This window comes from Mesorhizobium sangaii (genome assembly GCF_014207355.1).
In the GTDB taxonomy this organism is placed as follows: Bacteria; Pseudomonadota; Alphaproteobacteria; order Rhizobiales; family Rhizobiaceae; genus Mesorhizobium; species Mesorhizobium sangaii.
On the sequence record NZ_JACHEF010000002.1, the window covers coordinates 39322 to 52295 of the forward strand.

The window sequence follows — 12974 nt, forward strand, 5'->3', positions numbered from 1 at the left end:
CAAACAACACAGCAACGGGTCCCGCTATTATGCCGACGTATAAACGGCTACCCTTTTGGCCCATCGACTGACCTGAATCGACGTCAGGGCGTCGGTGAAGGTTCGGCGGTCAATTTTCATATTGAACCACTGAGTCAAATCGACTATATAGTCAATATGACAATGGCGCAAGGCTGCAATGCAACAAGGACATAACGGAATGGCAAAGATCGATTTAGCGCGCAGGGCGGAGATTGGCCGCGAGCGGCGGGCCCGGACTAGGGCGCAGATTCTGGAGGCCGGTGCGTCACTGCTGGCGGAGAAGCCCCCTGAAGGCCTTACGATAGATGCGCTGGTCGAGGCAGCTGGCGTCGCCAAGGGTACGTTCTACTATCACTTTCAGAGCATCGATGAACTGGCTGCCGCGGTGGGCGCCCGCCTCGGGGAGAGCTTTGATGAGCTGCTGACGCCTAGTCGAATCGAGCTGAAGGATCCGATTGACCGTCTGTCGTTCGGGTTTGCGCAATTCCTTGAAAAGGCGAGTTCCGATACCGGATGGGCGCGACTTGTCGTTCAGAGCGCGCAGTCCCCCACTGAATTCGGCCGGGGTGTTCGCGCCAATCTCAAAGCGGACATCGCCGAAGCACTCGTCCAGGGCCGGATGAGCCTGCAGGACGTGGAGCTCGCCGTCGACATCGTAATGGGCATATGGCTGCAAGTGACTCGTGGGATTCTCGAGCGTGGCACCCGACCCGAACTGACACGCCAAGCTGTCGAGGCGGTGCTGAGAGCCCTTGGTATGACGAGAGCAACCAGTTATTGCGCTGAGGAATAACCATTGGAGTTTGCAACGTCTTTTCTCACGCTTTCCCGGAGTTTCCGCCGACGTGTTGCGACTGGGCGACCTCTGCCTACGAATGGCAGTAGACACTGTGTCGAAAGCCTGAGGGCGTTAGTTCTAGAGCTCGCTATCCAATGGGTTAGGCAACGCGCTATGCGTGGCATAAATACCGTTGGTGGCCGGGTAACACCGGGGCGTCACGGAGACCATCGACAGTCCGCTCCTGCCAATCCGGACTTACAGATCAGCCGGCTAATCGGCCGGCGGACGGCTGGTCCGCTCATGCCGCACTCAGATCATTTTCGTCGCCGAGGGTATTCTCAATGGCAGCGCTATCAAGTTCAAGCATCTTCAAGGCAAAGCATGAACATACTTGATCGCGTGTAGCCGGTTAGGCGCGGATCATGCGCGGTTTGCCGAGACCCTCGAAGGCAGTAGTATGACCTCGGGATCATCATCCGTTGGATGTTGATTGGACCGTCAGCAGCGAATTTGGGAGCGAACGATGATCAAGCTCACTGTGCTATATGGCAATCCCACTGACCCGGCCGCATTCGAGAATTACTATACGGCGACGCACATGCCGCTCGTGGCGAAGATGTCTGGTGTCCTTCGCCATGAGAAAGCGAAAGTTGTGGGCACGCCCACTGGCGACAAGCCGCCCTACCATCGGATGTTCGAGGCCTGGTTCGAAAGCGAGACGGCATTGGGCGCTGCATTGGGTTCGCCCGAAGGAAAAGCGGTCGTTGCCGATCGCGAATTTTGCCACCGGCGGGGTGACGATTCTAGTCTCGGCGGTTGAATGAGCGCCAGACCCGATCTAGCGCCCAAGGCAGCCTATATAGCTTTGAGGGATTATCACGCTTACCTCGGCGGTCCGAACCCGGTCCTTCAGAGTGATTGGGGCGTGACCCTGTTCACAGCCGCTTCGAGTGTCAGCTGTGCTTGGCGGCTGTTGGGGGTGATTGCCAGGCCACGCAGGCTGACGATGCCAGCAGTGCTAAATGGCCGCGATGAATGGCAGTAGAATTGGATGGATGCCGCCTCAGGCTGCGATACGCCGTGGGAGCCACGCGCCGGCCGGCGGGCCGCTGATCATGACCAGCCCGTTGAAGGCGATCAGGCGCAAATCATCTGGAAGGCCTTATCTTCCGGGACGGGCCTCCCAGACCTTCTCGATGAACTGCATACGGCGACACGCGCCTCGGGCCAGATGGCGTCCTCCATGGTGATCAGTTGGCCTGCCGTTGCCAGGGTGAAGCTGTTGCTCACCTCAATCTCGGGGATCGCCTCGGCTATCTTTTCGAGCAGCAGGCGGGCGAATTGTACGTTCGGCAGTTGGCTCATGTGAAAACCTGCTCATCTCAGCCCGACCGGTGCGGCCGGGCCCGGTTGATCCTCGCGAACTAGCTTCGAGCGCAACGAGTTGAGCAACCAGATCTTTGAGCTCTCCTGGCAGCGGCTTTCGCACCGTCGGCAAATAGTCGTCAGTCAGCTGCTGGCCGATAGCATTCAATAAAGCGTGCATTGACGTAGTGTGGATTGGCGCGGTCATGGCGTTTCTCCTTGTTGTGCCCTAGTCTAGGTTCTTCGTTTTGTAGGCAACAATATTCCCAGAGCTGTAGGCAACAATATTCCCAGAGCTGAAACTGATCTATTGTACAGAGGTTGAGCCGCACACAATATGCGTATGGGTAACATATACCTAGGTCTGAACTGGCGGCGTGGGGAGCCGGGCTCGGGAGTCAGGAATAGCGTTGACGCGGTCTGTCAACAATGACCATCCTTCGCCCGAAACGCCGCAAGATGGCTTCACAATTTTCCTTGCTTGGATGACAAAGCGGATCCGGCTCTGAGCACGCCGTTCCAGCCTTGACCGGCCGATTAGGCATCACAGGTATTGCAATTTCATCGCCACGCGGCCCGCCACGAATTACTGACGGTGATCCACACCTGGTTGGCTCCCGCGCAGTCGTCTTGAACGCTCCACCCATGGATCATGAAATCGACCCCGCTTTGACTTGCAGCGGAGAAAGTTTGTTGCGATGGCAACTGACGGATGGCCGGGGCAACAAAAACCAAGGTTGCGCTGGCAATGAACTCTCGGCGATCGATTATCATGCGGCTGCTCCTTCCCATTCCTCGGAATGTGACTTCGCGAGACGCGACGACCGAAAAGGAGTGGCGCTTCCCCATTGCTTCATGGCCTCTGCGAAGATTTGAGATGCGGCTTCCATATCGCCGGCGTTCAATGCGATATCGTGAGCCTGCTCGAAGGCGCGCAGCGTCGGGCGGTTCGTCATGTTGACGCGCGCCAGGTCGAGCGCTCGGCGCCAATTGTTACCGCTTCCGGCATAGAACTCGGCACCGTGATCGGCATATGCGAGCAAGTGCCGTTCAAGAAGAGCCTCGAACCAAACTGGGCGGCCTGCATCTGCACTTCTGCTTCGGCATATCTTTTCTGCAAAGCCAGCACGTCAGCGAGGCGCCAACGCACTTCGGGATCGCCGCCCGAGATGGCCGGGATCAGTAGGGCCTCCGCATCCCCGGCTCGACCGCTGGACGAGTATATTTCCGCCAAGTGCACGCGTGCTTTGGTGTAGCTCGGCAAGTAGCCTATGGCTGTCCGATACCAATGCGCCGCGCGGTCGATTTCGGGCTCAGGAATGAGTTCTCCCCAAAGCATGCCCAGCTGAAAGCAAACCCAGGCCACCGGGAATGGCGAGACGTCCCGATAGACCTCCAACGCTTGCCCATAAATGCGATCGGCGTCGGTGAATTCGCGTAAATCCGCCAGCAGCGCACCCAGCGCCACCAGATCTTCTATTCGACCGGATTGTCGTGCGGTCTCGCGTCGCTCATCCAACACCTTGTCCAGATTCGCGCCGCACGCCTGATCGACATTCAAAAGCATGCGATTGACATCAGTTGACAGGGCTCCGCCGATGTCGGCTCGAGCGAGGAAGTGCCTCGCCTCCGCAAAGCGATGCATCATCGAAGCCACCTGGGCCTGGATCAATGCAGTGCGTGCCGAAGCCGCCTCGACTTGGGCGAGTTGCCCCACCAAGGCCTCAAGCCGATCCAGCGCTTGCACGTCGCCAACGAACTGCGCCGTCAACTGCTCGTGTTCGACCACGGTCTCCGCGACCCCTTCCCGCAGCGGATCTGCAAAGAAGCGATTCCACGATCGCCGGCGCGCGCTCTCCAAATTGATGACAGCAATTTCGCCGTCGGTCGTCTGCAGTTCCAGAGCTTCAAACATTTGCCACCTAGAAGCGCGACTTCAGGCTTCCGAGCCCCGTCTTGAACAGCGTCGAAGGCGATGGCGAGCTACGGTGCCCTCCGTGGCTCGCCGTTCTACTATGCCTGCAGCACAAGGTTTCCTGTCTCTGCAGTCTCAGCGGCGACCGAAGCCTGACCGGGTTCTCTGATCCGGAACCAGGCGACATATAGAGCCGGCAGGAAGATCAGAGTCAGCACCGTCGCGACGAGGAGGCCGCCGATGATCGCGAAGGCCATTGGGCCCCAGAAGACAGTCGGCGCGATGGGCACCATGCCGAGCGTGGCGGCAGCTGCCGTGAGCAGGATGGGACGCGTCCGGTGGATCGTAGCTGTCACCACGGCCTCCCATGGGTGTTTGCCGGTCCCCCTTTCGGTCTCGATCTGATCGATCAGGATGACCGAGTTGCGCGCGATCATGCCGGTCAGCGCCAGCACGCCGAGGATCGCGACGAAGCCGAGCGGAGCCTGCGCCAGGAGCAAGGCCGCCACCACGCCGATCATGCCGAGTGGTGCAACGCTCAACACCAGGAACATGCGCTGGAAGCTCTGGAGCTGGAACATCAGGATGGTCAGCACCAAAAGCCCCATGGCCGGCAGCACGGCCATGACCGAAGCTTGGGACTTGCCGCTCTCCTCCACTGAACCTCCGGTCGCGATATGATAGCCGCTTGGAAGTGTCGCAGCGAATGTGTCGAGTTGTGGCTGAATGGCCTTGACCGCCGTGGATGGCAGCACGCCCGGCATCACGTCGGCCTGCACGGTCAGGGTTGGCACACGATCGCGCCGCCAGACGATTGGGTATTCCTGGGAATAGTCGAAGCTTGCGATCTGCCTGAGGGGAACCACCTGCCCGCCCGGCAGAGGTATCTGCAGCGAGCGAAGCGACTCAAGAGACGTTCGCTGTGTCTGTTCGGCGCGTGTGACGACGTCGATCAGGTAAATGTCGTCGCGAACCTGTGTCACTGTCGTGCCGGACACGACGGCGTTGAGCGCGGTCGCCACCACCGCGGAACTGAGCCCCAACTGCCTCGCCTGATCCTGGTCGACGTGGATACGCATGACCCGAGAGGGCTCGACCCAGTCGAAGTTGACGTTGCGCACGCCCGCAGTCTTGCCCACTACATTGGCAAGCTGCATGGCAATCTTGCGAACCTGCTCGGGGTCCGGCCCGTCCACTCGGTATTTCACCGGCCAGCCCACGGGGGGCCCGAGCTCCAGCGGATTGACTCGCGCAACGACCTGCGGGAAACGCGTTGCCAAGGCCTTCTCAAGGCGCGCGCGCACCTGCTCGCGTTCCTTAAGGCCCTTCGTCACGATGACGGACTGCGCGAAGAAGGGATTGGCCAGGGCCACGTCGAGCGGCAGATAGAAGCGGATGGCACCCTGACCGACATAAGTCGAGAAATGCTCGACATCCGGATCGGCGGCAACAATCTCGTCGAACTGTTGCACCACGTCGCGTGTCGCCAGGATCGAGGCATTGTCCTGCAGCTTCAAATCCACTAGGAGCTCGGGCCGATCGGAGGAGGGAAAGAACTGCTCCGGGATGAGGCGGGTCCCGGCCAGGGCTGCCGCGAACAGGCCTGCCGTTACAAGGATGGTGATCCACTTGGCCCGCATCGCAGCCAGCAGGAAGCGCTTGAATAGGCGCATGGGGGCGCTCAGCACTTCACTATGGGTATGCTTGGGCTGAGCCAAAAGCGCAACGCCGATCACCGGCGCAAAGAGGCCCGACACCACCCACGACGCGAGCAGAGATAGTGCCACCACGGCAAACAGCGAGAACGTGTATTCGCCTGCGCTGCTGCGCGCGAAGCCAACGGGCACGAAGCCCGCAACGGTGACCAGCGTCCCTGTAAGCCGCGGCATTGCGGTCGAGGCGTAGGCGAAGACGGCCGCCGTCGGCTTGTCGTCGCCGCGCTCCAGACGGCTCACCATCGTCTCGACGGTGATCATGGCATCGTCCACCAACAGGCCGAGAGCGATGATGAGGGCGCCGAGCGAGATGCGTTGCAGGTCGATGCCCAAGACCATCATCGCCGCGAAAACGGCTGCGAGGACCAGCGGGATAGAGATAGCGACGACGGAGCCGGCGCGGAAGCCGAGGCTCAAAACGCTCACAATGAGCACGATAGCGATCGCCTCCACTAGTGCTTCCATGAACTCGCCAATTGCGTGGTGGACCGTCTCAGGCTGATCGGCGACCATGGTGGGTTCGATGCCCACCGGCAAATCCTTCTTCAGTTCCTGTATCGTCTCCTCGATGTTGTGGCCGAGCGCCAGCACGTCGCCGCCCTCGCGCATGGAGATCCCGAGGCCCAAGCCGGGCTTCCCGTTGATGCGGAAAATCGGGTCCGGCGGGTTGGCGTCCTCGCGTCGCACCTGAGCGATGTCGGCGAGGCGGATTATGCGATCACCGACGGCGAAATTGACCGCGAGGATATCCTTCTCGGACTTCAGCGCACCGCTTACCTGCAGTTTGACCCCTTCCTGATCGGTAACAATTTCGCCGGAGGGAACCACAACGTTCTGAGCCTGCAATGCCGTCGTCAGGGTGTCGGCCGTCAGGCCGTAGCCGGCGAGCTTTTGAGGCGAGAACTCGATGTAGATGCGTTCAGGCTGGGCGCCGATCAAATTGACCTTGGCGACATCGGGCACCTGCAAGAGTCTCGAACGAATGTCTTCCACGTAGTCGCGCAATTCGCGATTGGAGAACCCGTCGGCGGTGAAACCATAGATGATGCCATAGGTATCGCCGAACTCATCATCAGCGACCGGGCCGATCACGCCCTGCGGCAAAGTCAGCTCGATGTCATGCACCTTCTTGCGCACCTGATACCAGGTATCGGTGACCGTTTTCGGAGCCGTGGAACCCTTCAGATACACGAAGACCGTCGATTCTCCGGCCTTGGTGTAGCTCTTCAGGTAGTCGAGATGCGGCGTCTCCTGGAGCTTGCGCTCCAAGCGCTCGGTAACCTGGTGTAGCGTATCGTCGAGGGTCGCACCCGGCCATCTTGCCTGCACCACCATGGTCTTGATGGTGAACGCGGGATCCTCGTTGCGGCCCAGTTGCATATAGGCGCCTATGCCAAGGACGAGAATCGCCAGCATCAGGTAGTAGACGACCGAACGATGAGCGATGGCCCAGGCGGAGAGATTGAAGCGGTTCATTGAGCGGCTCCCAACAGGCGGACGTTCTGGCCAGGCCGAAGCGCATGCACGCCCGCGGTCACCACGATTTCGCCTTTCTCAACTCCACGAGTTACCACGATGCTGGATGAGTCCTGGCGCTGCAATTCAACGGCTCGAAGGGAGACCTGCTGCGTTTTGACATCGACAATCCACACGGCCGGCCGGTCATCCGTAGTCGTCAGCGCGGTTGCCGGCAGCTCGATACCGCCGGCTACCTGCATACGGGCAAGGCCGGTCACCGTAGCACCGAGGCGCATGGCTTTCGGCCACTCGGTCAGTCCGACTTTGACCTGATAGCTGCGGGTGACCGGATCGGCCTGAGGCGCCACCTCCCGCACGTGGCCAACCGCATGGACGGACGGATCATCGGTCAACGCGATTTCGATCAATGCGTCGGGAGAGACCTGGCGCATAAGACTTGCCGGCACGTCGAACACGGCGTCCGCGCCGTCGTCATGCGCCACCGTGACGATCGTCTGGCCCGCTCTTACAACTTCTCCGGCCTCGGCGCCGGTGGCGATCACCGCGCCCGAGGAATCCGCCACCAATTTGGTGTAGCCGAACTGGTCTTCGGCCGAGTGCAACGCTGCCGCCGTGGAATCGACCTCGGCCTTGGCGCTGAGATGCGCTCTCTCGGCAGCATCGAACTGGGCCTTGGTGGTAAAGCCCTGCTGCAGGAGAGATGTCTGACGTTCCAGAGTGTTGGCGGCTTCGTGGAGGGCCGCTTGCGCCGCCTGATTCTGGGCCTCTGCGGCGCGTAAGCTGTCCTGCTGTGGCTGCGGATCGATTTTGGCGATGACGTCGCCCGGCTGGACGACCTGGCCGACATTGACTTGACGGGCGATCATCCTGCCATCGATGCGGAAAGCCAGGTTTTCCTCGGTCCGCGAGCGGACATGGCCGGTGAGCGAGACGGGTTCCCCTTCGGCGCTGGCGGCGGCGACAACAGTTCGGACCGGTCGGATGTCTGGCGGCGGCGGTGCGGATGCTCCGACGCACACGAACAGAACCAAGCCCAACGAAGCACAAACGATAACGGATTTCATGACCGACCTCTTGTTTGCTGTCAGGCCCGATGAATGGCTACAGCCTGGAGAATTCGAGCCTTATATACATTCTTGTATGTATGTAAATAGGGTTCGTCGTGAATGTATGTAAAAAAGAGCGGATGGAATGGAGTTATGAGGCGCACTAAGACCACAGCCGAACAGACCCGTGCCGTTTGGCCGAGGCAGTTCGACCAAGCTAGCGCGCCTAGCTAAAGGCGGGCCTAAGGCAGTGCAGGTAGCGGAGTTCCGCCTGTAACGCGGTGCCACGAACTCCCGCACCGTCGACAGGTATTTTGTAAGCAGAGAGCAGGCTCCCATCGCCCAATTCCTCGCCTGTCGTTGCGTGGTCAATCACAAACAGCCAAACATTGCAGGTCAACCACACAACCGGGTGCCTAGTCGGGGCGTGTTGGTTGTCGAGAGTTCGCCACCCAGAATTTCCTAAGTTGCCTGACTGTCGCCAGACAGAGGCCTCAAGCCGTTCGGGAATACTTTTCGGTGGGGAGCATTGTTAACTCCTGGGCAACTCCGCCCGCTATTATTCTGCGGTATAGACATCTTAACTTTTCGGCACTTTTTCCATGAACTGCACCACGGTCGAGGAGCGAGCCGCTCGAAGGTCGAGCACAGCCTGCCGCTTGCGATAGAAACTCCGCGCACAAGCGCTTTCAGGGCCTTGTCATCAGCCTCCCTGCTACGTCGGCAAACGACTACTAGCTCGGCCACTTGGCACCTCGATCCGGTCGTGGCACCACTTTCGCCTGCTTCATCCGGCAGCCTGAACCTCACTGGAATTGCATCCGCTGGCACTAGCCATCCGGCGGGCACTGAACTGGCCGGGTGAGCGTTTGGCTGAGCAATCCACTGAGCCTGCTGCGCGATACCAAAGTATATGCTGGCTGCCAACACGGCGTGATCGAGAAACGATCATCCAATATGGACGAGTATATTATGATGTATTCTGAGGGTCACGGTCAGCTTTGTCAGGACGCGGCCGCACACGGCCGGCTGGAGTGATAAAACCATGGCACTCCGCGCATCGACGGACGCTCCGATATTTCTGGGCATCTGACGAGCGGCCTAACGCGAGAGCCGAGCAACGCGACACCAAATATCGTCACGACAGGCCGCTTAGGCAATGGCTTGTGACGGCTTGCCTATGCGGTCTTGCCAATATACATTCGTGTATGTATATATAACGAAGAAATCAAGAATGTATGTAAAAGGACGCCGCGGAAGGAATGATTTATGAGACGCACTAAGGCCGAGGCCGAACAGACACGCGAGGCGGTTTTAGCCGCCGCAATCGATGTCTTCCTTGAGCGCGGCGTAACCCGTGCTACCCTTGAACAGATCGCTAGTGCCGCAAGCGTGACCCGCGGGGCCATCTACTGGCATTTCCACGACAAGCAAGAGATATTTATGGCGCTGGAAAGGCGGGCCAACGCGCCGAACGAGGAACTCGGCGACCGTTTGAAGACTCGCCTCGTAGCTGACCCTAGACTTGATCCGTTGGGTGAGCTGGCTAGCGCTATCGGCCAGGGCCTGCGGGCGTTCGAAACCGATCCCGAACGTTCCCGGATCCTAACGATTCTGTGGCTCCGGTGCGAATATTCCGACGACATGCAGCCGGTTGTTGCGCGCCAGCGAGATGCGGACATCGCGCTGCAGAATGTGTTTGAGTCCGTAATCGGACAGGCCGCTGAGCGTGGGCTACTCGCGCCCGCCTTGTCACCGGAATTGGCGGCGCGCGCGCTCCTTCTATTGGTTAATGGGTCGGTTCTCGACTGGCTACGCGCGCCCGCAAAATTTGAACTCACAGCCAGCACCACGCCGATGGTGATCGGATTCCTCGAAGCAATCAGAGCGCCGGCGCGCCCAAGGCAGCGGCGATGACCGCCTGCGATGCACCTGACGAGGGGGACACGAGTTGAGGCCGCATACGGCGATGTCGCTCGCGGCCGCGCCTGCTCAAGCGGCCCGGCATCGATTCGGGGACATGATTTTTCCCAGTGCCCACTCCATGTCGCGTGGTTGTGGACTGCCTGCCATGCAAACCGCGCTGAAAGCAATCTAGATGATCCGAGGCGTACTGATGAATTTGGGACCCCTCCGATGGATAGGACTTCTGCATAAGGCGATGGCGGGCCTTCGCGTCCCGTCCAGGCGGTTTCTCCTCGTCCCTGCGATCCTCTGTCCGCTGACCGGCTGCGCCACTCGAGCCGAACACGTCTTTCAGCCCCTGGCCCTTGCCGCCAGCGATGCAAGCCAGGTGGATATGCTGGTCGCGACGACGCGCAAGCCGTCCCGCAATCCCGGCCAACTCTATACTGGCGATCGCGGAACGGCGATCTCCCTCAACAGAATAGTCGTCTCCATTCCGCCGGATCGGAACCGCACGATTGGAAAGGTCCAGTTGCCTTTGCTCGACAGAGCTGATCCCGAGAAGGAGTTTGCCGTACTCGACGTCGGAAAAGTCGCATCGGAGCAGCAGCTTCTCGAATGGGTTCGCAAGAATCGCAACGGCAAGCGGCAAGTGCTCATTTTCGTCCATGGTTTCAACAATACGTACGCCGATGCCGTCTTACGCTTTGCTCAAATCGTTCATGACGCGGGGACGGATGCAGAGCCGATACTCTTCACCTGGCCCTCGCGTGGCGATGTGTTCGACTATCTCTACGACAAGGAAAGCACCAATTATTCGCGTCATGCTTTGGAGGACCTGATCCTTCAGGCAACGAAGAGTCCAGATGTGGCCGACGTAACGATCCTGGCCCACTCAATGGGCGCGTGGCTTACTGCCGAGGCACTCCGCGACATCGCCATGCGCAACAAGACGATCCCGGCCAAAGTCAGGAATGTGGTTCTCGCGTCGCCGGATATCGACATCGACGTATTCCGGCGCCAATTCATCGAAATGGGGCCGAGGCGGCCGCATTTCACAATCTTAACATCAACCAATGACAAGGCTCTGCAAGTCTCAAGCTTGCTCTCGGGAGGAGTCGGTCGCGTCGGCGGAACCGATCCCACGCCGTATGCTCCCGTGCTCAAAGAACTTGGCGTTTCGGTCATCGACACGAGCGCGATCACGTCTAGCGATCCGCTCGGCCACAACGCTTTTGCCGACACCCCGGATATAGTGCGCCTCCTTGGAAAGCGGCTGGCAGGGCAGAGCCTAGCCGGGGGAGAGGTCAGCATTGCGGACCGGTTTGGGGTGAGCGCCGCCAATTTCGCCGGGACAGCAGCGCGTCTGGCCGTTGCTGCTCCAGCCTCGGTCATCAGCCCGAAGGCTCGCGAAATCTTGAAGCGCGAGCTTTCCCCGGACGGGGGGCAGATAGTGGACGGGCAGATTTCCTACTGATTGCGAGGCGCTTTCACACCAAAGGTTATGTGATGAAGTCGGACTCTCCGGCGCCCGTGGATTGCGCCGGACGCTTTCCCGAGCCTCGAAAAGACAAGGGGGCCGAAACAGATCTCGAGAGTGTTGAGATGGAATGATGGACCTTACGTCGACAACGAGGAACGAGCCTTCGGCGGATGAAAAGTGGCCGATCATCGAAGCTGGCATGGCAGCATGCCGCCTCTACGGGCCTTCGAAAACAAACGTCGCAGACATTGCCCGACTGCTCGGGAAATCCCCAGCGAGCTTGTACAGAATATTCCCTTCCAAGGCAGCGATGTGGGATGCCATTGCTGCGAACTTCTTCGAAAACGATCTCTGCATTACCCGGTTGGCCGACAGCGAACCGGTGACCGCGCGAGACCGCCTGAAAGAAACTGTGCTTGCACAACATCGGCTGAAGCTGCAGGCATTTCACAGTGACCACCAAATGTTTAAACTGATCGTCCTTGCTGCAAATGGCAATTGGCAATCATTCAGACACCATCGAAATCGGCTTCACGGTCAGGTGGGAAGGCTTATTCGTGCCGGCATCGGAACGAGGGAGTTCCCACCGACGGATGTTGGGGCGGCCGCTTCCTGCTTTTGCGCCTCAATCCTCGTCTTATGGGACCCCAGACTTACCTGGACACTGCCTTCCAGGGACTGCGAGCTCTCAGCTCATCAACTCGTTTCCTTTGCAGTTGAAGCGTTGGGAAGAATGCATGCCACGTGAGTGCGGCGTTGTGCTCTGCGGTTTTTCACGTGGCTGCATTTGGGGCGTCCTGCCAATCGCGCGCTTGATTTGCTCCAGATCTGCCGATGAACTTTTTCACGCGACGTGTTTGGCCCCTGCCGCGCCGCGTTGGTCGCGCCCCGATCCAAGCGGACTTGCGTCTATGAGAACTTGCCTGTCTCGATCGGGCACATCTCTCTGCGTTCCTACACGTTGGTATCGCATCACCGACGATGTGTATCGCATCACAGACGTTGTGTAGAATAGATTTGCGGCCCGGATCGGCGCAGTTTCTTCCTCGCAAGCCATCACGGTCATCGAGTGTCGCGCGCTTCTTCGCTCGCCCCTCCCCGAATGCGACCGTGCAGGTCGACCCGATGATCGTGATGGTGAGCCCGATGTTCAAAGCCACGCACTTTGGATGGATACCATGAACAAGGATGGATTTTTTTCCGTCGGCCGAGCCCGCGACGTCTTGTTGGCCGGCTTACGCGCCGCACTTGCAGCCGAACGGCC

General features: G+C 59.5%; 11 protein-coding genes. 5 read left to right on the plus strand and 6 right to left on the minus strand.

Features of this window, described 5'->3' with window-relative positions:
* Positions 1 to 199: 199 nt before the first annotated feature.
* On the plus strand, positions 200 to 814 hold the full coding sequence (locus tag HNQ71_RS09260) for a TetR/AcrR family transcriptional regulator (protein WP_184872323.1): 615 nt from the start codon (positions 200 to 202) through the stop codon (positions 812 to 814).
* 511 nt (positions 815 to 1325) lie between these two features.
* On the plus strand, positions 1326 to 1622 hold the full coding sequence (locus tag HNQ71_RS09265) for an EthD family reductase (protein ID WP_210333855.1): 297 nt from the start codon (positions 1326 to 1328) through the stop codon (positions 1620 to 1622).
* Positions 1623 to 1939: 317 nt separating this feature from the next.
* Here HNQ71_RS09265 and HNQ71_RS09270 read toward each other — a convergent pair whose 3' ends face one another.
* The 6 genes from HNQ71_RS09270 to HNQ71_RS09295 all read right to left on the minus strand — a co-directional run bounded on the left by HNQ71_RS09270 (position 1940) and on the right by HNQ71_RS09295 (position 8340).
* A complete protein-coding gene (locus tag HNQ71_RS09270; RefSeq protein ID WP_184872324.1) occupies positions 1940 to 2167 on the minus strand; it encodes a hypothetical protein in 228 nt (75 codons plus the stop codon).
* A 561-nt stretch (positions 2168 to 2728) separates the two neighbouring features.
* The gene (locus HNQ71_RS09275; RefSeq protein ID WP_184872325.1) at positions 2729 to 2941 is read right to left on the minus strand and encodes a hypothetical protein; all 213 of its coding nucleotides are present in this window, start codon (positions 2939 to 2941) and stop codon (positions 2729 to 2731) included.
* The gene (locus tag HNQ71_RS09280; protein ID WP_184872326.1) at positions 2938 to 3123 is read right to left on the minus strand and encodes a hypothetical protein; all 186 of its coding nucleotides are present in this window, start codon (positions 3121 to 3123) and stop codon (positions 2938 to 2940) included. Before HNQ71_RS09280 ends, HNQ71_RS09275 begins: the two co-directional genes overlap by 4 nt.
* Positions 3120 to 4082, minus strand: coding sequence for a tetratricopeptide repeat protein (locus HNQ71_RS09285; protein WP_184872327.1), 963 nt, complete (start codon positions 4080 to 4082; stop codon positions 3120 to 3122). Before HNQ71_RS09285 ends, HNQ71_RS09280 begins: the two co-directional genes overlap by 4 nt.
* A gap of 98 nt (positions 4083 to 4180) precedes the next feature.
* Positions 4181 to 7273, minus strand: a complete 3093-nt coding sequence (locus tag HNQ71_RS09290) for an efflux RND transporter permease subunit (RefSeq protein WP_184872328.1) — start codon at positions 7271 to 7273, stop codon at positions 4181 to 4183.
* Entirely contained in the window at positions 7270 to 8340 is a 1071-nt protein-coding gene (locus HNQ71_RS09295) for an efflux RND transporter periplasmic adaptor subunit (protein ID WP_184872329.1), read from the minus strand. Before HNQ71_RS09295 ends, HNQ71_RS09290 begins: the two co-directional genes overlap by 4 nt.
* A 1251-nt stretch (positions 8341 to 9591) precedes the next feature.
* On the opposite strand from HNQ71_RS09295, the gene HNQ71_RS09300 reads away from it, so the two are divergent.
* From HNQ71_RS09300 to HNQ71_RS09310, 3 genes are all read left to right on the plus strand, one after another.
* Positions 9592 to 10239, plus strand: coding sequence for a TetR family transcriptional regulator (locus HNQ71_RS09300; RefSeq protein ID WP_184872330.1), 648 nt, complete (start codon positions 9592 to 9594; stop codon positions 10237 to 10239).
* A 244-nt stretch (positions 10240 to 10483) separates the two neighbouring features.
* Complete coding sequence (locus HNQ71_RS09305) at positions 10484 to 11704, plus strand: alpha/beta hydrolase (protein ID WP_246461431.1); 1221 nt, start codon at positions 10484 to 10486, stop codon at positions 11702 to 11704.
* 133 nt (positions 11705 to 11837) lie between these two features.
* A complete protein-coding gene (locus HNQ71_RS09310) occupies positions 11838 to 12458 on the plus strand; it encodes a TetR/AcrR family transcriptional regulator (RefSeq protein ID WP_246461433.1) in 621 nt (206 codons plus the stop codon).
* Positions 12459 to 12974: the final 516 nt, after the last annotated feature.

Excerpts from the sequence above, each read along its gene's own strand:
- HNQ71_RS09260 (WP_184872323.1), top strand. The coding sequence starts at position 200 with ATGGCAAAGATCGATTTAGCGCGCAGGGCGGAGATTGGCCGCGAGCGG.
- HNQ71_RS09285 (WP_184872327.1), bottom strand. The coding sequence starts at position 4,082 with ATGTTTGAAGCTCTGGAACTGCAGACGACCGACGGCGAAATTGCTGTC.
- HNQ71_RS09280 (WP_184872326.1), bottom strand. The coding sequence starts at position 3,123 with ATGACGAACCGCCCGACGCTGCGCGCCTTCGAGCAGGCTCACGATATC.
- HNQ71_RS09295 (WP_184872329.1), bottom strand. The coding sequence starts at position 8,340 with ATGAAATCCGTTATCGTTTGTGCTTCGTTGGGCTTGGTTCTGTTCGTG.
- HNQ71_RS09290 (WP_184872328.1), bottom strand. The coding sequence starts at position 7,273 with ATGAACCGCTTCAATCTCTCCGCCTGGGCCATCGCTCATCGTTCGGTC.
- HNQ71_RS09310 (WP_246461433.1), top strand. The coding sequence starts at position 11,838 with ATGATGGACCTTACGTCGACAACGAGGAACGAGCCTTCGGCGGATGAA.
- HNQ71_RS09275 (WP_184872325.1), bottom strand. The coding sequence starts at position 2,941 with ATGATAATCGATCGCCGAGAGTTCATTGCCAGCGCAACCTTGGTTTTT.
- HNQ71_RS09270 (WP_184872324.1), bottom strand. The coding sequence starts at position 2,167 with ATGAGCCAACTGCCGAACGTACAATTCGCCCGCCTGCTGCTCGAAAAG.
- HNQ71_RS09305 (WP_246461431.1), top strand. The coding sequence starts at position 10,484 with ATGGCGGGCCTTCGCGTCCCGTCCAGGCGGTTTCTCCTCGTCCCTGCG.
- HNQ71_RS09300 (WP_184872330.1), top strand. The coding sequence starts at position 9,592 with ATGAGACGCACTAAGGCCGAGGCCGAACAGACACGCGAGGCGGTTTTA.
- HNQ71_RS09265 (WP_210333855.1), top strand. The coding sequence starts at position 1,326 with ATGATCAAGCTCACTGTGCTATATGGCAATCCCACTGACCCGGCCGCA.